The following is a 20,985-nucleotide window of genomic DNA, read 5'->3' on the forward strand; positions in this document are numbered from 1 at the left end:
CCCGCATCGAGGCCGCTCCGCTGTACCGGACGGGCGGGCTGGGGCACCTTGTCTCGTTGCGCGAGCGCCTCGTGCTCGGTTCGGCGACCCCGTCCGCCTGAGCTGGGCCTATGAGTCGCAAGCGCCTCGCTGCCACTGATTACACCCCCTCACGTTGAGTGAGAAGGCCGGTTATCTGTGACGGCTCGGCGTTCCTGTCGCTCGACATAGCCAGCACCAGTGAAGCGACGCTCAGGGTGTGCTCCCGACCAACCGGAGGGCCGGCCGGTCTTCCTCGGCGCCGAGCATCCGACGGACCTGGGGCACGCTCCAGGCCAGTTCGCCTGCCAGCTCCGTGATTGTCAGGCCGTGGTCGCAGGCAAGAGCGAACGCCTGGGATAGCAGTGCGGGCTGCTCGCCGGGGTAGCCAGCCAGTGGGTCCGGAGCGAAACCGGGTTGTCCCTGCAAACTGTGCAGGCGCTGATAGGCACGGCTCGCCGAGGAGTCCGACAGGAGACCGAGTTCTCGGCAGCGATACAGCAGGGAGTGCACCGATACCCCCCAGATATCACGCAACTGCGACAGCTTGTGCAGGTCGGCTCGTGCGGGCAGCTCGGACAGGATCGACTCACGGGGGGTGAGGAACTCTGCTGCGAAGGTGTCGGCTTCACGTTCCTGGGCAATGTCACCGGGGCTGGCGTCACCGTGCAGAACCAGATGCCCCAGCTCGTGGGCTGCGCTGAAACGGTGCCGGTAGACGTCGTCGGTCCTGTTAGGAGTCAACACGATCAACGGCCGGGGAAGGCGCGATGTGGAGAAGGCATCGACGGATCGCAGGTCCTCGTCGCGTTGCGGTGTGATCACCACGATGCCGCGTGCTTCCAACCGTCGGATCAGGTGGGTGATCGGCCCGGCGCCCAGGTTCCACGCGATGCGTAGGGCCCGAGCGGCGGCAGTTGGGTCGCTGGGCAGTTCGGTGCCCGAGAGGACCTCCCCACCGGCGAAGCCGGGCAGGTCGACCACCGGGAGCCGGACACGCTTCTCCAGTGCGTAGGTCAGCTCCCATACCTGTTCGGTGAACGCAATGGCTTTTGCACGCTGGTACGACCGCGTACTGCGCAGACTGCGGAAATGCGCGGCCGAGGGATCCAGTCGGGCGTGAGGGCGCCCCGACAAGAAGTAAGCCAACGGCACCTGCAGAATCTCCGCCAATCGCGGCAGGAGGTCAGGGCGGGGCCGGTTGGTGCCCATTTCGTACTGACTCACCGCGGCCGGGGTCACTCCCAGCTCGTCGGCCAGACGCCTCTTCGTCATCCCCAGAAGGCTGCGCGCCTGGGCCAGCCGAGCGGGATCGAATACTTCGTGCACTGCGGTCGGGGTGGGCTGTTCAAGCCCGGCGCGGCCTCTGCGGACGCTACGGCTGCCGGGCGCAGTGAACAGCGATGGCTGGGTTTCGTTACTCATTGCCGTTTTCGGTTTGGGAAGTTGTCGGTTCCTGTTCGGCGGACGGGCGCTTGATGGGCTCGATGCGCGGCGCGACATCCAACGAAGGCACCTCACCCCCCGCCCAGCCCTGCGTGGAGATGGCGGCCCCCGCATCGTTCAGATTACGGCGAGAGCTACCTGATTCCTGTGCTGTGGCGATGCTCATGTCGAGCCGCTCGGGCTCCCACAGCATGGTGCCGTCATCCTCCAACGAGTGGGGTGTACCCCACCAAGCAGCCAGAACGTCGTCGCTGTCGGCGTTGGCCACATACGCGACGTAGACCACCGTCAGCTTCTCCGCCCTGGCCGCCGCAGCGGCTTCGGCCACCGTCGGGCTCGTGTCCGCTTCGGAAGCGTCGAACAAAGTCGGAGCGGGGTCCACACCATTCTCACGAGACACCTGATGAGGAATCTTCGTGCTCAACTTCGCACGAGAGATCGGCTCCTTCAGTGTCGTGGCGTGCCGGAAGGGAATCAGTACCCGTCCGTTGACCACCGCCAGGCTGTACGACGCCCCCTTGGGCCTGTGGAGCTCGTAGCCGGGTAGCGAAGCCAAGTCGAACTGTGAGACAACGTGGTGGTAGCGCGTGGCCCACATGCTGCCGTAGGCCCGCTTGTCCTCGGCTCCTGCGCCTTCGGCCGCCACCTGCACCAGACGGGCCGCCTTTTGGCCCCGCACCAACCCCGTGACCACATGCCGCATCACCTCTGCGACATGCTTACCGAATTGCTCGACGGCCCACCGCGACGGCGTGACCCCACCAGCCATGATCCCCCCAGAGAGCCAGTCGCTTACTAAACTAGCACCAACATAGCACACTCACTTAACTTATGTGCATCAAATGCCCAGCAAGTTACCGAGGTTGGACTCGCGATGCCGCAGGGACTGTCTGATCCCAGCGACGGTTCCACGATGTCCGTCCCCCGCCCTCCGTGAAGGCGTCTGGCGTGGCGAGGTGAGCCTGGTGCCGTCTACCAGCGGTACCTGGCCACTTCGGGTGCGGCGTCACGCGTGACAGAGTGGCCGTCTCCTACGACAAAGAAAAAGGCCCAGGACACGACGTTGTCGCCTGTGCGCTGGGTACCGCTTTCGAGTTGGAAGCCGTCGCAGAAGGGGTCGCCAGTGGTACTGAACCTCGGACCGGTGTCGTACTTGGCCGCGTGGGCTTCCATCTCCTACGCGAGTTGCGAAGGCACACGACCGATGAGCCGGATCCCCTCACAGGTCGCCTGAGGGGCGAGGCGTCCGTCAACGAGGGCATAGAGGCCAGCTCTCGGTCTTCATGGAAGTAGGGCTCCACCGGCGCCTGGCTGGTAGGGGCATCTTTCTTGGCGAAGCGCACGGGATCCCACCTTGGTCTGTATCCGTCCTGCCAGCTGGCGAAGCCGTGCGCGGCCAGGGTCGCGATGACCTCTTCCTCCGCCCAGGTCAGCGGGGTCTGGCCTGGCAGGCACCGAGGCTGATGGCGGTGTAGACCATCTCTCGGGTCTGCAGTCCTCCTGGCGGCGCCGGTGGAGGAGCAAGGCCAGCCGCGCTTCTGGGAAGGCGATCCCGTCCATGCTCGCCGCGATGGCCATGGTCATGACCGAGCGGGCCCCTGCCACCCGTGCCCGATCCCGGAGACGATGCATACCACCGGCATCTGCTCCCACGGCAGGGTCTTCATCTGGGCCGACGCGATCGCCGCTTTCCTTTGTTGGCCGCGATGCAGTGGGCTTACTTCTCCTGCACCAGCCAGCGCACCCGGCATTTGACACTGCACAGGGCGCCGAAGGTGACCACAGCACCAGCCAGGTCGAGTGGTTCCAGCAGCGGGTAGAAGGCAGCTGTCTCGTTGGCTTTGGCTCTCACCTTCCGCTGCCCCATGGCAGCGGTGGGGCCTTGGATGACGGCGGTCAGCAGGTGCTGGTGGCGCTGCTGTCGGTGCACGGACCCGGACAGCGCCTTGCCGGCCGCCCCGTTCGCCGGCCACGGTGCCGAGTCGGCGGCACCGATGGCGGTTTGATCGCGTCTAGTCAGGTAGGCGCCGATCGCAGCGTCCAGGGCATCGCCGTCGAGGGCGGCCAGGAGTCGGGTGAGCGCGGCGTCGGACGAGGCGCAGCGACGTCCAGGCAGGTGGCGGCGGATGCCGAGCAGTTCCAGCACCGTGGTGGTGGCGCGCTGTCCTCACTCGGGGGCCTTCCCCCGTGATGGTGGACACGCTTAGTTGATCACGCGGCGAGCGTGAGCTTAGCGGTGTGGTGTCGTCGTTCGTATTCGTTGGGGCTGAGGTGGCCGCAGGCGGAGTGCCGGCGGCGGGTGTTGTAGCGGGTCAGCCAGGCGAAGACCGTGTTCCTGCAGGTGGCGGCGTTGCCGTAGTCGTGGGCTCCCTGGAGGGTCTCGCGTTTGAGTGACGCGTGGAAGCTCTCGCAGGCGGCGTTGTCCGCGCTGGAGCCGGCCGCGCCCATGGAGCGGGTGACCTGGAGCTGGTCGCAGAGGCGGGCGAAAGCTCTGGAGCCGTATTGGGCTCCGTGGTCGGAGTGGAAGGTGGAGCCTTCCAGGCTGCCGCGGGTGCGGGCGGCCATCAGCAGCGCGTCGGCGACCAGGTCGGTGCGCATGTGGTCGGCGATGGGCCAGCCGACGATCTTGCGGCTGAAGCAGTCCAGGACTGTGGCGAGGTAGAGGAACCCGCCATCCGCAAGGGGCAGATAGGTGATGTCGCCCATGTATTTGCGGCCCGGCCCGGCGGCGGTGAAGTCCCGCTGGAAGAGGTCCGAGACCTGGGAGGCCGCCGGGTCGGGGACGGTGGTGCGGACGCGTCTGCGCAGGCGGACGCCGGTGATGGCAAAGGTCCGCATGACGCGGGCGATGCGTTTCTCGTTGACGTGCAGGCCCTGGTCGCGGAGCTCGGCGGTCACCCGCGGAGAGCCGTAGGCGCCGCGGGTCTCGCCGTGAACCTCACGCATCCTGGCCGTCAGGCGCTGGTCTGCCCGTTGCCGGGCGGCCCGGGCCTCCTGGCCGGCCCGCCACTTGTAGTAGCTGGACCTGTTGACCTCCAGGACCTGGCAGAGCCGCTTCGCCTCGAAGGCGTCCCGGTGGTCGTCGACGAACTGAAAGCGGCTCCTCACCAGTTCGTCTCCCCGGCGAAATACTTGGCCGCCTTGCGGAGTATGTCCCGCTCGGTCGCCAGCTTGCGCTCATTCGCCTCGAGCTGCCGGATCCGCTCGTCCGGGTCCGCGGACGGCGCCGCCTGCGTGGCTCGGGCGGCTGTCTGCCCGGCCCGTGCGGCGGCCGGGCCGGCACCCCGGCGTTCCCGGTCCCGCAGCCCCCACTCGCGCAGGGTGGCCCGGTTGATGCCCAGGTCGGCGGCGATGCTCTTGTACGTCGCCCCGGGGGTGGACTCGTACAGGGCCACGGCACCGGCCTTGAACTCGTCCGAGTAGTCCTTCATCGCCATCGGCGGTCTTCTCGCTTCCTCCGGATCAAGCAGATCCAGTATCAGCGTGTCCACCACTCAGGGGAAGCCCCCGGTGATCTCGGTGATGGTCCGAGCACCAAATACGACTGCGCAGGCACAGCTCAGCAGCAAGCCGGCCAAGGGATACCACCGTACGCAACGTGAACGCGGGGCGGGTACGCGCTGGAGATGGGCACGCAGGCGGCCGGTGTCGTGTTGGTGGAGGGGACCCAGTTTCACCAAATCGGCAGGGACCGGGGAGGATGGAGCGGCAGCCACGGAACCTCGATGTGATCAGCTGACGAAGACACCCTGATGATCACCGGTCTCGTGCCTGTGCTGCTGCCACGGCAGGTCCCGCTGGTCGCGGACGATCTACGCGATTCTGGAACTTGCAACCGCCCTGCCGTGCCTGGGCCTATGGGGCGATGAACCGCCCATTGCCAGCAACGCGGCAAAGGTGATAATCGGTAGGCGCAGCAACGGCACCCACCATCAGTACGCCATTCAGGGCAAACCAGCGCGAGGGCCCTGAGGCGCGTGGACTTGGTCGCGCCAGCGGGCGGGCGCCGTACATGGCCCTTGCACTCGATCACTAGTGGGGAACGTGGCGCAAGCAGGATCGCATTCGGCGGCCGGCCAGATGATCGGGTACCTCTACCAGTGCGAGTTGGCCCTGTTGGAACTGGCCGAACGCAGCTGGGACGACCCTGCGGCCGAGGTGCGCATGGAGGTGCTCGACGACATCGAGTTCCTCCACGGGAGCGGAACACCCGCGGAATTGTTGCAGTCCAAGCACCGTGGTGAGGCCGGGCAGCTCAGCGAGACAGGCAAGGACTTCTGGCGCTCGGTCGCTTCGTGGATCGATGCCCTCAGCAAGCTCGGCAATCCCGGAGCCGAGTCGATGCCGCTGCTGCGACTGGTGACCACGCAGGTGGCTACGGCGGGCACCTTCTACTACCTGTTGCGTCGCGGAGACCAGCGGGACGTGTCCGCCGCGCTGGCCCGCATGGAAGAGGTGGCTGCCGCAGACGGCCCGCAGACCACGGCCGGCGAACGCAAGATGTTCCTGGACTTGTCCGCACCGCAGCGCTACCAGTTCGTCGATGCCCTCGTGATCAGCGACGGCTCTCCGGTGATGTCAGACCTCGACCCTAGTCTTGCCAAAGCGATGGGGATCCGAGCCAATCAGCAGGACGCGGTCCTCGACCAGATTAAGGGGTGGTGGTATCGCGTGGCCGTACAGCTGCTAGAGCGCAAAGATCCTGCGCGGCGGCGGGCGGCGGTGTCTGCTCAGGAACTGCTGTGCCGCCTCGATGAAGTGAGCGACCAGTTCGCCGGGGAGAACCTGCCCATCACGGAGGAGCTGCGCCGTCTGACTGCCGCGGAGGTCGCCGCGTACAACGACGACTTGGTTGTTGCCCAGATGCGATGGATCGGCCTGAAGGACCGTGCCATCGCCACTTACCTGCGTGACTACCATCATGCGCGCGCCCAGCGCTCCGAGTGGCTGCGCACCTTCAAGATCACCGAAGAAGGGCTGGAGGACTACGAGCAGCGGCTGTGGGACGAGTGGGACCACATCTTCGTCGACCTCACCGACGAGCTTGATGACGACAGCGATGAGGCTGACAAGCGCACCGTCGGAAAGAACGTGCTACGCAAGACGATGGAGAAGGTGGCCGACGAGCCGGCGCGCCTGGGCAGCAACACCGTCGGCTGGGTGGGGCGGGGCACCATGCACAGCCTCGCCGACCGCGCGGATCCTGACGAAGGCCCGGGCTGGCACCCCGACTTCTCGTCCCTGTGTCAAGATCGCGCCGATGAGCAGGAGAAATGACCGTGGCTTCCACCAGGCGTCTCCCGGAGGCCCAAGCCCTTCTTAATCCGGCCTTCGGCGCTTATCTGCTGGCCTGCAGCGTCAACACGGCCACCAAGACCGGCGCCCGCAACCCCCTGCCCTGGCCCAGCGCCTTCCTCGTCCTGCCGCTCGTCCTGCCCGCGGACACCCGCGCGGATCTGCCGGTCAAGGCCAGCCGCACCATGGCCGCCTGGCTGACCGAACACCCCCGCCACCAGGCCGCCTTCGCCGACCGCGCAGCAGCGCTGACCGACTACACCCGCGCCAGCCTGCGTACCGGCCTGCGCCACGGGGCCGTGGAGATAGCGGGTCAGGGCCTGCGCTGCCCGCGAACTCCCCGCCCTGTCACTGCTGACAACGGCAGTGAAGTCGCCGACTGCGCACGGCGCGCGGCCCTGGTCGGACGGTGGCTGGCCGCGACCGATCCCGTAACCGCGTTCACCCTCCTCGGTGTCCGTCCCTAACCCTTCCTCCTCCTCGCCTCGCAAAGGAGCTACAGACCCGCCATGCAGCTACTCGCCCTGGCCCTTTATCACCGAGACGGTCGGCCCGTTCCCCGGGTCATCCGTTTCCGCCCCGGGGCGCTGAACATCCTCACGGGCGAATCGGAGACCGGAAAGTCCGAAGTACTCGACATCGTCGAGTACTGCCTGGGCCGCAAGAAGCCCAATTTTCCCGACGAGCCCATCGACCAGACCATCGGCTGGTACGCCATTCTGGTTACCTTCGGCACCACCCGGATGGTCCTGGCCCGCCCACGCCCCGTCGGCGACTCCACTACCAAGGCCATGATCCGTATCGGCGACGAGAGCCTTGATCTGCCCCGCAGCGACGAGCTGCGGCCAGACGCCGACGTCACCGCGCTACGCAGTCAGCTCAGCGCCCGCCTGGGCATCGAGGACTTCCGCTTCCAGCCGCCCACGGGTGCGGCCCGCTACCCCTTCGACGTCTCCATTGCCCAAGCAGCCCTGTTGTGCTTCCAGAAGCAGAACGAGATCGCCAACCAGAGCGCACTCTTCCACCGCCAGAGTGAGAGCGGCATCGCACAGGCGATCAAGGACACCCTGCCGTACTTCCTCGGCGCCGCCGGTCCCGAACAGGCCCTGCGCCGACACCAACTCGGCGAGGCGCTGCGCGAACAGCGCGCAGCCCAACGCAAGTTCGATGACGCAGTCCGCCGTAGGGATGGCATAGACACCCGTCAGGCAGCCCTGCTGCGTCTGGCGGAACGCGAGGGGCTCCTGCAAGATCTCCCGCCAGCCCTGGACCCACAGCAGATCCGGTCGCTGCTGGACCAAGCACTGACCGTCACACCCATCACCGTAAACGAACCAACCGACCTGCAAGACCGCCGCCAGGTACTCACCCAGGAGCGCCGGCAACTACGTGAGCGCTGGCAACAACTCAACGACGCCCTGGCCATGGTGGACCGCTGGCACCAGCAAGGCCACGCCTTTACCGGGGAACTCCACCTCCAGCTCGACCGGCTCAAGACCCTCAACCTGCTCGGCCCCGAAGGGGAGGACCAACCCGCCGGCGTCTGCCCCCTATGCACTCGCCCGCTCGACGCCCCGGATCCCTCGGCCGCAGACATCGCTGCCCTGGCGCGGCATCTGGCCGACGAGCTCTCCCACGCCGAAACCCTCCAGCCGGTACGCGAAGAGCACCGCCGCAGCCTGGAGAACCAACGCGACGCTGTCGCCGAGCGTCTGCGTCTCAATGGCGCCCAGCTGAAGGAGATCAACGCCAGTGACGAGCAGATGAGGAATCTCCAGGACCAGCAAATCCGTGTCGCCTACGTTCAAGGTCGCATCGCGCAGGAACGCGCCGCCTCCGGCGAACTCGCGGACGATGACCTACGCCGACTCCGCAACGACCTGACCCTCGCCCAGGAACGTGTCGAGGCGCTGCAGGACATGGTCGACGAGGACGACGTCACCGCCGAGACGGAACGTCGTCTCACCGACGTTGCAGCGCTCATGACGCCTTGGGCGCAACGACTGAGTCTTGGCCAAGCCGTCACGGCCGAAGAGGTCCGCATCAGCCTCTCCCAGCTCAACGTCATTGTCCGCCGCCCCGAGGGCCGCCTGCCTCTGACACGCATCGGCAGCGCGAAGAACTGGATCGGCTACCACCTAATCGCCCACCTGGCCCTGCACACCTACTTCCTACGCGAACGCAGGCCCGTACCGCGTTTTTTGATGCTGGACCAGCCCACGCAGGCGTTCTTCCCTGAAAAGATCCGTGACGCTGCCACCGTGGAGGATGCTGACTGGGCAGCGGTCACCACCTACTTCAAGCTGCTGCACGACGTCACCGAAGAAGCCAACGGGGGCCTACAAATCATCGTGTGCGACCACGCCAACCTGCACGAGAAGTGGTTCCAGGACGCCGTTGTCGAGAACTGGCGTCCCCAGGCCGGCTATCGCAGGGCGCTGATTCCGGTCGACTGGCTGGAGTGATCCACCACCCACTGCTTCGGGGTGCCATGTGAACCGGGCTGACATGCAATGCGTAAAGAGGGCAGGTATGGTTCACCATCTGTTGCCGAGGTGGCTGGTAACACTTCTATCGATCAGCGTATACAATTATCAATAATTGCCATGGCATACGGAATGCCATCGACTGGGAAACCGTAAATGACGCATCCACTAGGGCTCCAGCTCTACCCAGAACCTGAACTCCCTCTCCGTACCGTGACCCTGCAGTGAGGCACTGAGGTTTCCCCGCTGCGCACCACTCAGTAGATTCAGTGGCTCGATGGAGCACTCGATCCGGGTTTTTATACCAGGCGACGTAGAAAGTGGTGTACTTTTGGCAGCCGAGAGGGATCGCATGGCATTCTCCCAGAAACCAGACTCGCGCCAGCGGGCCGCATAGGTCTGCAACGTAGAGGAAGAGCCGAACAGGTCAGGGAGAGCGTTCCAAGGTGTGCCGGTGCGGGCCTTGTAGAGGATTCCGGTCATCACCAGCCGGGGGCTTACTCCCCGTGGCCGGTGGGTGATCATCGGCTCGATCGCCGCCCATCCCTCGTCGGTCAGCAGCGGGACCTGCAGTCGTCTGTCGGTGAACCATGCAGCCAGCGCGCACAGCTGCCCCTTGCGCCCTCGCCGAGGTGGTTCGTGGAACGACACCTCGACGTCCAGTACGGCCATAAGCTTCTTCTGCCGCTCCAGCGAAAGGCTGCCCCACATCCGTCGTGTCATAGCCGCAAGCTCGACCAGTTGAGCGGACCGCTCCCGTTCCGTATCCGTTTTCGCCAGCCGGTCTTTCAGCTCCCTTTGGGCATCAAGCAGCGCACTGAGTTCAGCCTGCAGCGGCGCGATCTGGCGCTCCACCGCTTTCTCCGACTCCTCCAGGCCAAGATCGTGCGCGGCGACTTCCTTCGCGGCTACACGGAGGGCGATGGCGAGGGCCTGTCTGTGAGTCCTGATCTGCCGGTCGAGTTCGCCCCTGCGCTTCTCTGAACCGTCACGCTGGGCAGTTGATGGGGCGCTATGGCAGCCGGCCATCCCCCTGAGACGGTCGGCGTCGCCGAGGAGTGTCCTCACTCGTCGCCAGGTCTGCTCCTCGACTGAATCAGCAGCCAAGTAGGGGCAGGAGCAGGTGGGTGCGCCGACGTACGCTTTGTTCCGGCCCTGGCACCGGTATGCCTTTGTCCTCAGGATCGTTCCGCCACCTATATAGCGCTTGCCGCAGGGGCTGACGATCCGGCCGCTGAGCGTGTAGACACGGACCCTCTGCAGAGTGCGGACCGGGCGTCTGCTGGCCACCCGGAGTTCCTCCACCTCGGCCGGAGTGAAGACCGGCGGCAGCGGGATGACTACCCGGTCGCCGTTCACCGGCCGTCCCTCATGGTCTCGGCGCACTCCTCTCGAGCCGCGGAACACCTGCCGTGCCTCCAGGACGATGGGATTGAGCACCTGCTGGCGCAGACTCTGACCATCCCACAACCCGCCGTTCCGCCTCCGGAAGCCCCCCGCGTTCATTGCGTGCGCCGCCCGGCTCCAGTCCCTCGAGACTACGTAGAGCTTTCGCCCTCGCCGCAACGCGCACGCCTCGTGCCCGGCCGTGCAGTGATTGTCCCCAAGACACTCATCCAGGACGAGGTGGCTGGCATCGACCCGGTAGCCGTACGGGACCTTGCCGCCAACGTAACCGCCGCTCTCGGCCTTCTCCTGAATACCGCCCTGCGTCCGCTCCCGGATGATCTCCCTCTCGTCCTCGGCGTAATCGGCGTCCTTGCGCATCTTGCTCTCCCCCTCAGGAGTGCTGTTGTCGTAGTCCCGCTTGACCACGGCAACGAAGATGCCGATCTCCTGGAGTTCCCAGACCCACCTCCAAAAGGCACGCCCAGTACGGCCGATGGCCCGGCCCTCGTTCACGACGACGATGTCGAACGGCCGCGGGACCGTCCACGCCTGCTCCATCAGCCGCCTCAGACCTGGGCGTTGGCGGGACTCCAAAGCCCCAGAGACGCCTTCATCCACAAAGGTACCGACGTGCTCCCAGCCCTTCTGGCTGATGTATCCGGCCGTCTTCTTGCCCGAGTACGCGATGCCGTAGCCCTTGGTCTGCTCCTCCGTCGACACACGCAGGTAGTCCACAGCCCGCAACGCCCGTCGTCCCGACCGCAGCCGAGCTGCCACCACTTCCGCGTAAGGTTCTTGCACGTCAGTCCCGTTACCCTGGAATGCTGGCCGTGGAAACCTTCGCGGGGAGCGGACAGTTCCCAACCATTCCCCCCTCCGATCACACCAGTACAGCTTGAGCACCGTGCCAGGTAGGCCAGCTTGTGGCGGCACCGGGATGAGACAAGCCGGCTCGCAGGGTGATCGTTCGCACTACGCTCCGACCGTGGCCTACATCGTGACGCTGCCAGCGAGGCAGATGAAAAAGATCCACGAACAACTGCGCTTGCAGCTCCGCCTGACCAAGGTTCTCGCAGCGCAAGATCAGCCAGCTGGGCCGAATCCAGGCCCGCCCATGGTCTTGGTGATCAGCGAAGACGCGGAGAGCAGCGTCGACCGGCGATCCCGACGCCTGATCTGGATGGGCAGCGTGGCCCGACACAACACCCCCGGCACTGTCGACAAGAGCATAACTATCGACCCCCTGCGGGAGTGCATGGAAGATGTGCCCATCGACGGGGAGGGCGGCCTTCTCGCCCTTTTGGGCGCCGACTTGCGGAACGAATTCGAGCAAGCAAGTCTCATCGGCACCGCCAGATGGTGCAGTCGTGAAGTCTGGCAGGCGCTTGAGACAGGGATCCGCATCAGGTTTCCCCGTCTCATCCCACTGCTCGACTGGCTGCTCGTCCAGGCCAATCCGCCTGTCCTTGATAGTCGTGACGAAGCAGACCGCGCGTGGCAAGAACAGCAAGATGCGGTCCGGAGCATCTTGCGGATCGCCGACTTCCCTCTGCCTTCGCTAAACGCCTGGAAGCGCCCCGAATCCCGCGACGCTCCCTACACCGCAGGCATCATCCCGCAGCCCTCGGAGAACAGCCTGATTGATTATGACGTGCGCGCCGCAGGGCGGGCGTTCGGCCTGGACAGCGACTGGGTGAACGGGAGCGGAGCCAGATGCGACATCAACGTGCTCTGGGATTCCAGCGGGCGGCGACGACTGGAGGTGACCAACGTCAATGCTCTTCCGCTGGAGTTCCGGACCGGAACCGACATGATTTACTATCACGTCCCCACCAAAAGCTTTACACTCGTTCAATACAAGCGCCTAGATCCACGCAGGCGGGAGATACGGGTCGACGAACGGTTGCGAAGCCAGCTCGATCGACTCGAAAAAGTGGCACAGCTGAACAGTCCACCCACGCAACCGCACGAATGGCGCCTAGGAAACGATCCCTGCTTCCTCAAGCTCGCCTACTGGCCTGAGGGCACCTCCAAGAAACCAGTCGAGGGACTCGCTCACGGAATGTACCTTCCGGTTTCCTACGTGCGCATGCTGCTTGAGAACGACTGCACGCTCGGCCCCCAGAAAGACAGTCAAGCTCGACTGTTGGGATACGACCGAGTCGAACGCCACCTTGTAGGAGCACAGTTTGTCGAACTGGTCAAGGAAGGGTTGGTCGGCACGATCGGTACCACGCGAGAGCAGTTGTGGTCCATGGTCAAGCGTCGCGTCAGCGAAGGTCAGAATGTCCTCGTCGCCGAGGAAAACAGCAGCGAGTCCGTCCGCGACCGACAAAAACGCAATCGAACTCGAACCTCCAAAGACAATTCGTATGTGCACAAGGTATACCGGCAAGAGACGCTCTTCGGCCCTGACTCCGAGCAGTAGCCACCTGGCTGGCCTGTTGCCATGGCCACCAGAGTTCGCCTACCCGGCCAGGGCAAGGACGAGCGGGAGCACCTGGCTGGCTCCAGCCTGGCGCAGGAGGCGTGTGCCGACGGCCAGGGTCCAGCCGGAGTCGGTGTAGTCGTCTACGAGTAGGACCGGGCCGGGGGTGGCGGCCAGGGCGGCGGCGAGTTCATCGGGCATGGTGAACGAGTCGGCCAGGGCGCGTAGCCGCTGGGCGGAGTTGCTGCGATGCGCGTTGTGTCCGTCCGCCTGGGGTGTGTAGGCCAGGCTACCGAGGAAGGGGAGCCTGCCGACTCCTGCGACGCCCTCGGCCAGCGAGGCGACCAGTTGTGGGCGGGTGCGGGACGGCATCGCGACGATGCCCACGGGCCGCGTGATCGCGTCGGGTGTGCCGCTGGCCCAGCCGCCCGGGGAGCGGGCCCAATCGGCCAGCACGGTCACCACCGCGTTCAGCACGTCGTCCGGGACCAGCCCGTCCGCCGCCTGCGGCGCCAGGATGGACCGCAGGCGGTTGCCCCAGCCGATGTCCGACAGCCGGCCCAGCGCGCGACCAGTGGCCGCCTGCTGGCCCGGGGGGATGCGGCCCTTGAGGTCCATGCCAACCGCGGCAAGGCCGGTCGGCCACATCTTGCGCGGCTCGACCTCGACCCCAGGCCGGTCCAGCTCCCCCGTCGCCGCCGCGAGAGCCGCCGGGGAGACGGCGGGATCCAGCCAGGGGCCTGCGCAGTTGTCACAGCGCCCGCACGGTACCGCCTTTTCGTCATCGAGCTGTCGCTGCAGGAACTCCATCCGGCACCCGCTGGTCGCCACATAGTCCCGCATCGCCTGCTGCTCCGCTTCACGCTGCTTCGCGACCCACGCATACCGCTCCGCGTCGTACGCCCACGGCTGCCCGGTCGCGATCCAACCGCCCTTGACCCGCTTCACCGCCCCGTCCACGTCCAAGACCTTCAGCATCGTCTCCAGCCGCGAGCGCCGAAGATCCACCAGCGGCTCCAGCGCCGGCAGCGACACCGGACGCCCCGCCTCCTCGAGCACTGACAGGGTGCGGCGGACCTGCTCCTCGGGTGGGAAGCCCACCGAGGCGAAGTACGCCCAGATCGCCTCGTCCTCCCGCCCCGGCAGCAGCAGCACGTCCGCATGATCCACACCACGCCCCGCACGTCCCACCTGCTGGTAGTAGGCGATCGGCGACGAGGGTGAGCCCAGGTGGACGACAAATCCCAAGTCGGGCTTGTCGAAGCCCATACCGAGCGCCGAAGTCGCCACCAGCGCCTTCACCCGGTTGCCCAGCAGGTCCTCCTCCGCCTGCAGCCGATCGGCGTTCTCCGTCTTCCCCGTGTAGGAAGCCACCGGATACCCGCGCTGCCGCAGGAACGCCGCAACCTCCTCCGCGGCCGCGACCGTGAGCGTGTAGACGATCCCCGAACCCGGCAGGTCTCCCAGCCGCTCACCCAGCCACGCCAGCCTGTGCGCGGCATCCGGCAACTCCAGCACACCCAGACGAAGACTCTCCCGGTTCAACGGCCCTCGCAGCACCAGGGCGTCCCCACTGCCAGTTCCCAGTTGCTCCGCGACGTCGGCCGTCACCCGGGCGTTCGCGGTAGCCGTAGTGGCCAGCACAGGCACCCCCGCTGGCAGTTCCGCGAGCATCGTACGCAGCCGACGGTAGTCGGGCCGGAAATCATGTCCCCAGTCGGAGATGCAGTGCGCCTCATCGACCACGAGCAGACCGGTCGTAGCCGCGAGCTTGGGCAGGACCTGATCGCGGAAATCCACGGAGTTGAGGCGTTCAGGGCTTACGAGGAGGACATCGGTCTCGCCGCGCTCCACCTCCCCGTAGATCGTCTCCCACTCCTCCGGGTTGGCCGAGTTGATCGTGCGAGCCCGAATCCCAGCCCGCTCCGCCGCCTCCACCTGGTTACGCATCAACGCCAGCAGCGGCGAGATGATCACCGTCGGGCCGGCACCACGCCTACGCAACAGAGCAGTGGCCACGAAGTACACCGCCGACTTGCCCCAGCCGGTCCGCTGCACCACCAGAGCACGTCGATGCTCCTCCACCAGCGCCGACACAGCTTGCCACTGGTCCTCCCGAAGGCGGGCCGCCCCTCCCGGGGCGCCGACAAGCTCGGCAAGGACGACATCGGCTTCACCACGGAGCTCCAGGTTGTCCATGCCCCCATAGAACCCGATCCCACCGACACTCGGCGAATCCGCCTCAGACGTGCGACGGAGGGAGACGCCTTTTATCAGCTTCCTTGGTCGGATGCAAGGCCCAGCAAATTCCCGTCTATTCTTGCGATGCCGACAGAAGACCGAGTGCGCCAAAGATCGCTGGTCCTGTTGAGCGAAAACAAGCAGACGCCCGCAGGAAGGGCAGGTGGTTCACCCTCCTCAGGCCCGGACACCAACTGATATCTGAGCTCAACATCTGACGCACCTACCGAAAGGATCCGTGAATTCCGTAATGTCGATTGTCGAGGGCACGGCCAAGTGTGCGTGCTGCGGAGGAAGGAATGAGCGCAGGTTCGTTTCCGTCGGGAGCGAAACCGTGTGGAGATACGTGTGCGATAGCACCAAGTGCAATGAAGACCAGAAAGAGATCGCCAGGCGGGCGGCCAGACACGGCATCACATACGACAGATACTCGGAGATCCACCTGGACCAAGGTGGCCGATGTTCGATATGCGGAGAACATCTCGGGAAGTTCGGCAGAGACGTTGTGATCGACCACGATCACTCCTGCTGCCCCCGGCAGACATCCTGCGGCAATTGCGTGAGAGGCATCCTTCACCGACGCTGCAACTCCGTGATCGGGTACCTCGGCGACGACCCGGACAAATTTGAATGAATAGCCGAGTATCTCCGGGGCTACTGAGCCCTTTCCAACCTCACGCGGAGGCGTGTTGAAGGATGAGGACGGCTTTGAAGATCGCGGTGATGCCGTTGGTGCTGCAACGGAACTTTCGTAGGAGGCGCCAGTCCTTCAGGGTGGCCATGGCCTGCTCGCCAAGGCAGCGGATTTTGGCGTGTGTGCTGTTGTGCCGGCGCTGTCAACGGCCTCTTGCAGGACAGCCGTAGACGGTGGTTGATCGGTGTCGTAGCCGTCAGCGTTGCCGTTGAAGACACCAGGAGCGGGAAGCCGGAGACGGCCGCATAGATCGGGCCGACCAACCCTGCGCCGGCCACGCCTGCCAGGTCCGCCTGAACAAGCCGCGCAAGCCAAGCACCCCGCGACCAGTGGCCGCAGGGCTGTTCTATGTGCAGACGGTCGAGTCCCCGTGCCCGCCGAACCAACTCCGCGCTCACTGCTCAGGTAGTAGCCCACTCCTCTATGACCGATGCGGTTTCCTCAATACAGCTATCAACGGCCTCGACGAACGATGCAGCGTCGTGCGACGGAAAATAGATCGGCACGAGTCCAAAGAGTGGCTGAGATGCATCCACCCTCGCCAGGTCGACGCGAGAGTCTAGGGTGTAGTGCATCAGGGTGTTGCGGAACGGCTTTGCTGAGCGATCCATAATCAGGCTTGCCGACCACGTGCCCGTGATCTTCTCGATAAGCCTCGTGGACTGCGTGGTGAGGTCACCGGGTCGTTCGTCATGAAGCATCTGCAGGCTGCCAAGAACCTGGTACAGGGTCAGAAAGCGCATCTTGAATACGGTGTACTCGACCTCATTCGCATCTGAGCCCAGCCCGAGCATCGAGTCGACGAAATTCATCAAACCCCGGAACACCATCAGTAGCCGGTTGATGTCTGGCGTACCCTTTCCATTGAATACCTGACCGTAGTACTTAGTCGATCGAACGTCGTTGTCCCGCTGATCAAAGCGCATCGGATCGAGATGACTCACAAAGGTCTTCGCGCCTGAATCGGTCCTCGCGCCCAGCCCGCAGAAGTAACGGCCGTACTCTTCGTAGACGGATTGCAGATTCGGACCCGACCCCTCCTCCAGTAGTGCAACAGGATCAAATCCCAGATGGAACGTGGCGGCATGCGTTGTCGAGATAATCCTTCCGTCGTAGCTGTAGAGACCCAAGTCTGTCTCTAGAAAGCGGGCTGCCTTAAGCCACGTGTTGTTCAGGAACCTATCCACGTGTGCAGGCGAGATCTCGTCACGGAAGTATGCAAGCTGCCCTTCAATACCGCGCCGGTTGTCCTCGAAAAGCTTCAAACTGTGGCGTGAACGCGCCACGATTGCTTCGGCGTCAGCCGACAACAAGGCGGGCAAGGCGGGATCAATGCGCTTGAGCTTGCTATACGACTCATGTACAAACAGTGACAGGTACGGCGCCAAACAGAACATGATGGTACCGCTGTGTTCGGAGGCTCTCGATGCACCCAAATCGCGACTGAACCGGCCGACATAGGCAGCATCACTTCTTATGCCGAGCGCCACCACATCATCTTGAACTGTCATTATTCCCTCTTCTTTCGATCAGAATTATTCTCGGCACACCTGACGTCATGACATCATCACAATTGCCCAAGTCATCCGTACGCTAAGGGTGGCTGCTAAGGGCTGTCCCGTAATGGATCTTGGATTACGGTGCTTCTTTGGTAGGTGGCCTGGTGGTTGCCGGGTTATCCGGCGAGGGCGAGGTTGTGCAGACGGGCGATGCCGAGCATGGCGTGGTGAACGCCGTCACCTTTCAAGCGGCAGTCGCGGAGGATCTTCCAGGTCTTCATGCGGGCGAAGACATGCTCGACGCGGGCGCGGACGCTCTTGTGTGAGCGGTTGTGTTCCTCCTTCCAGGCGACCAGTTCCTGGTCCTTGCGCGTGCGACGGTGGGGAATGACCAGGCCGGTGCCGCGGTAGCCGCCGTCGGCGATCGTGGTGGTCTTCCCGACCGCCGCCTTGGCGCCGGACTCCTCCCATGCCCTGCAGTCGTTGCGGTTGCCCGTCACGGGCCGACCGACCGCGACGACCAGGCAGGAGTCCGCGTCGATGACGACCTGGTGGTTGGTGGAGTACCGGTAGTTCTTCGACTGCTCGGCGACGGTGTGGTCGCGGGTGGGGACCAGGGTGCCGTCCACGATCAGCACGGTGTCTTTGCGGTAGCGGCGGCGCTGCTGCAGCGCCAGGCGCGGGCCGAGGTCGTTGATGATCCGGTCGGCGGCGGACTTCGAGACGCCGAACAGCGGGGCGAGCTGCCGCAGGGTCAGGTTGGTGCGCCAGTAGGCGGCGACCAGCAGGGCCCTGTCCTCCAGTGGCAGGCTCCAGGGCCGGCCGCGCCGTACCGCATCAGCGCCCTCGCGGCGCAGCCCTGTCACCAGCTTCTGGAACAGCCGTGGGCTCAGCCCGGTGAACGGGGCTATCCAGGAAGGCTCCGACGCCGTGATCACACCAGTCACGCCAAGAGCTTCCCACGCAGCGGTGGTTGGCCTCTGGACCGCTCACGGACGTCGGTGCGCCTGCCTCCTCGCATGGTGACGGCGCGCCGCTGTCGCCAGTAGGGCGGCACCTGCAAAGCCGACCAGGAGGGTTCCCCACTCAGGCACGTGGGCTGCCCGCAGAAGGCCGGCGACACCGAAGCTTGTATCCCACCCGGCCTCCGTGATGGCGGAGCCGAACCCCTGGATGGCCAGGATGGCACCGAACAGCCAGAGCAGCCCCTCGCCTGAGCTGTTGTTCGACTTCTTGAGCTGCTTCCCCATGACAGACTTCCTCTCCGCAGTGCGCACATCGTTCCGATGCGATCGCATCACATCGTGCAGTGCAGCCGGATACGATGCAAGTGCATCGGAAGACAGGAGGAGCTGAGCGTGCCCAAGCAGGTCGACTACGAGGACCGACGCCGCCGGATCGCCGAGGCAGTCTGCACTCTGATCGCGCGTTCCGGCATGGAAGCCGTCAGCCTCCGCGACGTCGCCGCTCAGGCGGACGTGTCCATGGGCGCCGTCCAGCGGTGTTTCCGCACCAAGGAGGACATGCTGCTCTTCGCGCTGGAGCACGTCTCCCAACACGTCAGCGAACGCGCCAGCCAGCGCATCGCCACAGCCTCCGCCCCTCAGGCCGCATCCACTCTGCTGTCACACACTCTGGCCGAACTCGCCTTGCTGAATGAGAAATCGAAGACGCAGGCGCACGTCTGGCTGGCCTTCGTCGCCCACGCACCGGCCAGCGAGAAACTAGGCGCCGTCCTGCACGACACTTATGCCAAGCTCCATGACCTCATCGCGTGGCTCATCCGCTATGGCCAGGACACCCAGGAAATCCCACAGCGCCTCGACCCCACCCGCGAGGCCCACACCCTCCTCGCTTTGGCTGATGGCCTCACGGTCCACGTCCTTGCAGGCCACCACTCTCCGGAGATGGCGCTGGCCATCCTTCAACGCCACATCGACCACCTGCTGCAAAGAGCATCCAGCCACGGATGACGCGCCCAGCCCCAATGTGTTGCGCACCGCACGCTTCTGACGCCCACAGCCTGCTCGGGGCTGGTCAGCAGATACGGGACAGCCCTTAGTGAGAAGTCTTCACACCTACCCCTGACCTACTGGGTTCGCCTACGCTGGGTACTTCCTCATGAAGGCTTCTACTCCACCGATGAACCGATGTACCTGATCGCGGTCGTAGTCGGCGTAGTCCCCGTGGGCTGCCTTGTTCCGGAGGTCCATCCAGGCGGTAACTTCCTTCTGCTGCAAGCCGTCGTACACTCCAGCCTTCTTGAGGTCGGCGTTCATGGTGTCGGCCTTCTTTGGCTTGCCTGCCACTGCCGTCGTCACATTGTTCTTCGCGCACAGAGCGCGCACATGAACTTCGAGGGACGTTCCCGTGATGACGGCTGCGGCGTCCTTGTATCCCTTGGCAAGCAGCCCCTCCGCCATTTCCAAATAATCGCGGTAGGTGTCGGCGTGCACCAGCTCGACGACCGATTCAACCCACCCGGCGACCAAATCGTCACGTAGTCCCAGCGCGACGATGCGCACTTCTCTGAGTCGATAAGGCTGTACTCTACGGCGGGCAATGTCAAGCTGCTTCATATACATAGAGGTCGGTCGCGTAGCTCGCTCGATTGCGGCTTCGAGCCGGTTGCTGAGAACAACGGGGTCGTCTGCCCCGTCATACAGGAGAGACCAGTTATCGTTCCGTGCATAGTTTTCGGAAGCCTTGATCAGAAAGTTGAGCTGCTCGACTACCTTGTCGATGTTGGCCATCGTTTAATTCCCCTCTTCTGCGCGCTATGCCGAGTACTTCAGCATGAAGTCTCGCACGCCATCAATGAACATACGTACCTGGTGTTCGTCGTAGCTTTGGTAGTCACCGTGAGCCGCCTTGTTGCGCAGGTCCATCCAGGCCGTAATCTGCTTTTGCCGTAGTCCGTCATAGACGTCAGCCTTCTTCAGGTCGGCGTTCATGACGTCGGCCTTCTTCGGTGCACCACTGGCCAGTTCGGTGTCTACGCCATATTTACCACAGAGCGTTCGCACATGAACTTCCAATGACGTACCTGTGATGACAGCTGCGGCGTCCTTGTACCCCGATTGCAACAACGCCTCTGCCATATTCAGGTAATCGCTATGGGTGTCAGCGTGCACCATCTCAACAACTGTCTCCACCCATCCGGATGCCAGATCGTGATGGAGGCCAAGAGCAATGCTAAAGACCTCTCGAATCTTCAGCGAGGTTCGCTTTTGTTCCCGATAGACATCTAGCTGCCTTACGTAGCTACTACCAGGAGGTGCCAAGCGATCGATAGCGGCTTCGAGACGGCTCACAAGGAGCTTGGCTCGATCAGAGGCCAGTACTCCTTCGGTACGGGTGCTGATCATTTCTCGGTACTCAGCAATAAGCTCATCAAGCTGAGCCAGCATCCTCGCTACGTCCATCAACTCGCAACCTCCGTGTGGTAGTTGATCATCGGAGAACGGATCAGGATATGACCCGACAGCG

General features: G+C 64.4%; 17 protein-coding genes and 1 pseudogene. 6 read left to right on the forward strand and 12 right to left on the reverse strand.

Annotation, left to right across the window (positions count from 1 at the left end):
- Positions 1–231: 231 nt before the first annotated feature.
- From ACFYOJ_RS22390 to ACFYOJ_RS22405, 4 genes are all read right to left on the reverse strand, one after another.
- Positions 232–1,347 carry an XRE family transcriptional regulator gene (locus ACFYOJ_RS22390; protein WP_356558170.1) on the reverse strand — a complete coding sequence of 372 codons (1,116 nt, stop codon included), beginning with the start codon at positions 1,345–1,347 and terminating at the stop codon, positions 232–234.
- A gap of 88 nt (positions 1,348–1,435) precedes the next feature.
- On the reverse strand, positions 1,436–2,233 hold the full coding sequence (locus ACFYOJ_RS22395) for a hypothetical protein (protein ID WP_356558169.1): 798 nt from the start codon (positions 2,231–2,233) through the stop codon (positions 1,436–1,438).
- Between the two features lie 948 nt (positions 2,234–3,181).
- Positions 3,182–3,610 carry a hypothetical protein gene (locus tag ACFYOJ_RS22400; protein ID WP_356558168.1) on the reverse strand — a complete coding sequence of 143 codons (429 nt, stop codon included), beginning with the start codon at positions 3,608–3,610 and terminating at the stop codon, positions 3,182–3,184.
- A 65-nt stretch (positions 3,611–3,675) separates the two neighbouring features.
- Positions 3,676–4,901 (reverse strand): IS3 family transposase gene (locus ACFYOJ_RS22405; RefSeq protein WP_356558167.1). Its coding sequence is split into 2 segments (ribosomal slippage): positions 3,676–4,589 and positions 4,589–4,901, totalling 1,227 coding nucleotides; the frame shifts between segments, so codons are not numbered across the junction.
- 607 nt (positions 4,902–5,508) lie between these two features.
- Here ACFYOJ_RS22405 and ACFYOJ_RS22410 point away from each other — a divergent pair.
- Genes ACFYOJ_RS22410 through ACFYOJ_RS22420 form a run of 3 tightly spaced genes read left to right on the forward strand, consistent with a single transcriptional unit; the run spans position 5,509 to position 9,224 of the window.
- Entirely contained in the window at positions 5,509–6,741 is a 1,233-nt protein-coding gene (locus ACFYOJ_RS22410; protein ID WP_356558166.1) for an ABC-three component system protein, read from the forward strand.
- On the forward strand, positions 6,738–7,226 hold the full coding sequence (locus tag ACFYOJ_RS22415) for a three component ABC system middle component (protein WP_356558165.1): 489 nt from the start codon (positions 6,738–6,740) through the stop codon (positions 7,224–7,226). The genes ACFYOJ_RS22410 and ACFYOJ_RS22415 overlap by 4 nt, the downstream gene beginning before the upstream one ends.
- A 42-nt stretch (positions 7,227–7,268) precedes the next feature.
- Positions 7,269–9,224 carry a DUF3732 domain-containing protein gene (locus ACFYOJ_RS22420; protein WP_356558164.1) on the forward strand — a complete coding sequence of 652 codons (1,956 nt, stop codon included), beginning with the start codon at positions 7,269–7,271 and terminating at the stop codon, positions 9,222–9,224.
- Positions 9,225–9,413: 189 nt separating this feature from the next.
- On the opposite strand, the gene ACFYOJ_RS22425 is transcribed toward ACFYOJ_RS22420, so the two are convergent.
- Positions 9,414–11,567 (reverse strand): recombinase family protein, encoded by a 2,154-nt coding sequence (locus tag ACFYOJ_RS22425; protein ID WP_388597594.1) that lies wholly within the window; start codon positions 11,565–11,567, stop codon positions 9,414–9,416.
- 52 nt (positions 11,568–11,619) lie between these two features.
- On the opposite strand from ACFYOJ_RS22425, the gene ACFYOJ_RS22430 reads away from it, so the two are divergent.
- Positions 11,620–13,062 carry a hypothetical protein gene (locus ACFYOJ_RS22430; RefSeq protein ID WP_356558162.1) on the forward strand — a complete coding sequence of 481 codons (1,443 nt, stop codon included), beginning with the start codon at positions 11,620–11,622 and terminating at the stop codon, positions 13,060–13,062.
- 39 nt (positions 13,063–13,101) lie between these two features.
- On the opposite strand, the gene ACFYOJ_RS22435 is transcribed toward ACFYOJ_RS22430, so the two are convergent.
- Positions 13,102–15,261, reverse strand: a complete 2,160-nt coding sequence (locus ACFYOJ_RS22435; RefSeq protein ID WP_356558161.1) for a DEAD/DEAH box helicase — start codon at positions 15,259–15,261, stop codon at positions 13,102–13,104.
- Positions 15,262–15,553: 292 nt separating this feature from the next.
- On the opposite strand from ACFYOJ_RS22435, the gene ACFYOJ_RS22440 reads away from it, so the two are divergent.
- Positions 15,554–15,937: an endonuclease domain-containing protein gene (locus tag ACFYOJ_RS22440; protein WP_356558160.1), complete on the forward strand. Its 384-nt coding sequence runs from the start codon at positions 15,554–15,556 to the stop codon at positions 15,935–15,937.
- 40 nt (positions 15,938–15,977) lie between these two features.
- Here ACFYOJ_RS22440 and ACFYOJ_RS22445 read toward each other — a convergent pair.
- The 4 genes and pseudogenes from ACFYOJ_RS22445 to ACFYOJ_RS22460 all read right to left on the reverse strand — a co-directional run.
- Positions 15,978–16,139 (reverse strand): annotated as a pseudogene (locus tag ACFYOJ_RS22445) (IS5/IS1182 family transposase); the annotation flags it as partial.
- A gap of 259 nt (positions 16,140–16,398) precedes the next feature.
- Positions 16,399–17,508 carry a hypothetical protein gene (locus tag ACFYOJ_RS22450; RefSeq protein ID WP_356558159.1) on the reverse strand — a complete coding sequence of 370 codons (1,110 nt, stop codon included), beginning with the start codon at positions 17,506–17,508 and terminating at the stop codon, positions 16,399–16,401.
- Positions 17,509–17,672: 164 nt separating this feature from the next.
- A complete protein-coding gene (locus ACFYOJ_RS22455) occupies positions 17,673–18,443 on the reverse strand; it encodes a transposase (RefSeq protein ID WP_356558158.1) in 771 nt (256 codons plus the stop codon).
- A gap of 42 nt (positions 18,444–18,485) precedes the next feature.
- Positions 18,486–18,746, reverse strand: coding sequence for a hypothetical protein (locus tag ACFYOJ_RS22460; RefSeq protein ID WP_356558157.1), 261 nt, complete (start codon positions 18,744–18,746; stop codon positions 18,486–18,488).
- A gap of 108 nt (positions 18,747–18,854) precedes the next feature.
- On the opposite strand from ACFYOJ_RS22460, the gene ACFYOJ_RS22465 reads away from it, so the two are divergent.
- Positions 18,855–19,469, forward strand: coding sequence for a TetR family transcriptional regulator C-terminal domain-containing protein (locus ACFYOJ_RS22465; protein ID WP_356558156.1), 615 nt, complete (start codon positions 18,855–18,857; stop codon positions 19,467–19,469).
- 129 nt (positions 19,470–19,598) lie between these two features.
- On the opposite strand, the gene ACFYOJ_RS22470 is transcribed toward ACFYOJ_RS22465, so the two are convergent.
- Both ACFYOJ_RS22470 and ACFYOJ_RS22475 read right to left on the reverse strand, forming a co-directional pair.
- Positions 19,599–20,249 carry a hypothetical protein gene (locus ACFYOJ_RS22470; protein ID WP_356558155.1) on the reverse strand — a complete coding sequence of 217 codons (651 nt, stop codon included), beginning with the start codon at positions 20,247–20,249 and terminating at the stop codon, positions 19,599–19,601.
- Between the two features lie 24 nt (positions 20,250–20,273).
- Positions 20,274–20,921, reverse strand: coding sequence for a hypothetical protein (locus tag ACFYOJ_RS22475; protein WP_388597600.1), 648 nt, complete (start codon positions 20,919–20,921; stop codon positions 20,274–20,276).
- Positions 20,922–20,985 lie beyond the last annotated feature (64 nt).

Source organism: Streptomyces sp. NPDC006384 (genome assembly GCF_042870695.1).
Taxonomy (GTDB): Bacteria; Actinomycetota; Actinomycetes; order Streptomycetales; family Streptomycetaceae; genus Streptomyces.

Excerpts from the sequence above, each read along its gene's own strand:
- ACFYOJ_RS22395 (WP_356558169.1), bottom strand. The coding sequence starts at position 2,233 with ATGGCTGGTGGGGTCACGCCGTCGCGGTGGGCCGTCGAGCAATTCGGT.
- ACFYOJ_RS22415 (WP_356558165.1), top strand. The coding sequence starts at position 6,738 with ATGACCGTGGCTTCCACCAGGCGTCTCCCGGAGGCCCAAGCCCTTCTT.
- ACFYOJ_RS22420 (WP_356558164.1), top strand. The coding sequence starts at position 7,269 with ATGCAGCTACTCGCCCTGGCCCTTTATCACCGAGACGGTCGGCCCGTT.
- ACFYOJ_RS22435 (WP_356558161.1), bottom strand. The coding sequence starts at position 15,261 with ATGGACAACCTGGAGCTCCGTGGTGAAGCCGATGTCGTCCTTGCCGAG.
- ACFYOJ_RS22440 (WP_356558160.1), top strand. The coding sequence starts at position 15,554 with ATGTCGATTGTCGAGGGCACGGCCAAGTGTGCGTGCTGCGGAGGAAGG.
- ACFYOJ_RS22450 (WP_356558159.1), bottom strand. The coding sequence starts at position 17,508 with ATGACAGTTCAAGATGATGTGGTGGCGCTCGGCATAAGAAGTGATGCT.
- ACFYOJ_RS22460 (WP_356558157.1), bottom strand. The coding sequence starts at position 18,746 with ATGGGGAAGCAGCTCAAGAAGTCGAACAACAGCTCAGGCGAGGGGCTG.
- ACFYOJ_RS22470 (WP_356558155.1), bottom strand. The coding sequence starts at position 20,249 with ATGGCCAACATCGACAAGGTAGTCGAGCAGCTCAACTTTCTGATCAAG.
- ACFYOJ_RS22475 (WP_388597600.1), bottom strand. The coding sequence starts at position 20,921 with ATGGACGTAGCGAGGATGCTGGCTCAGCTTGATGAGCTTATTGCTGAG.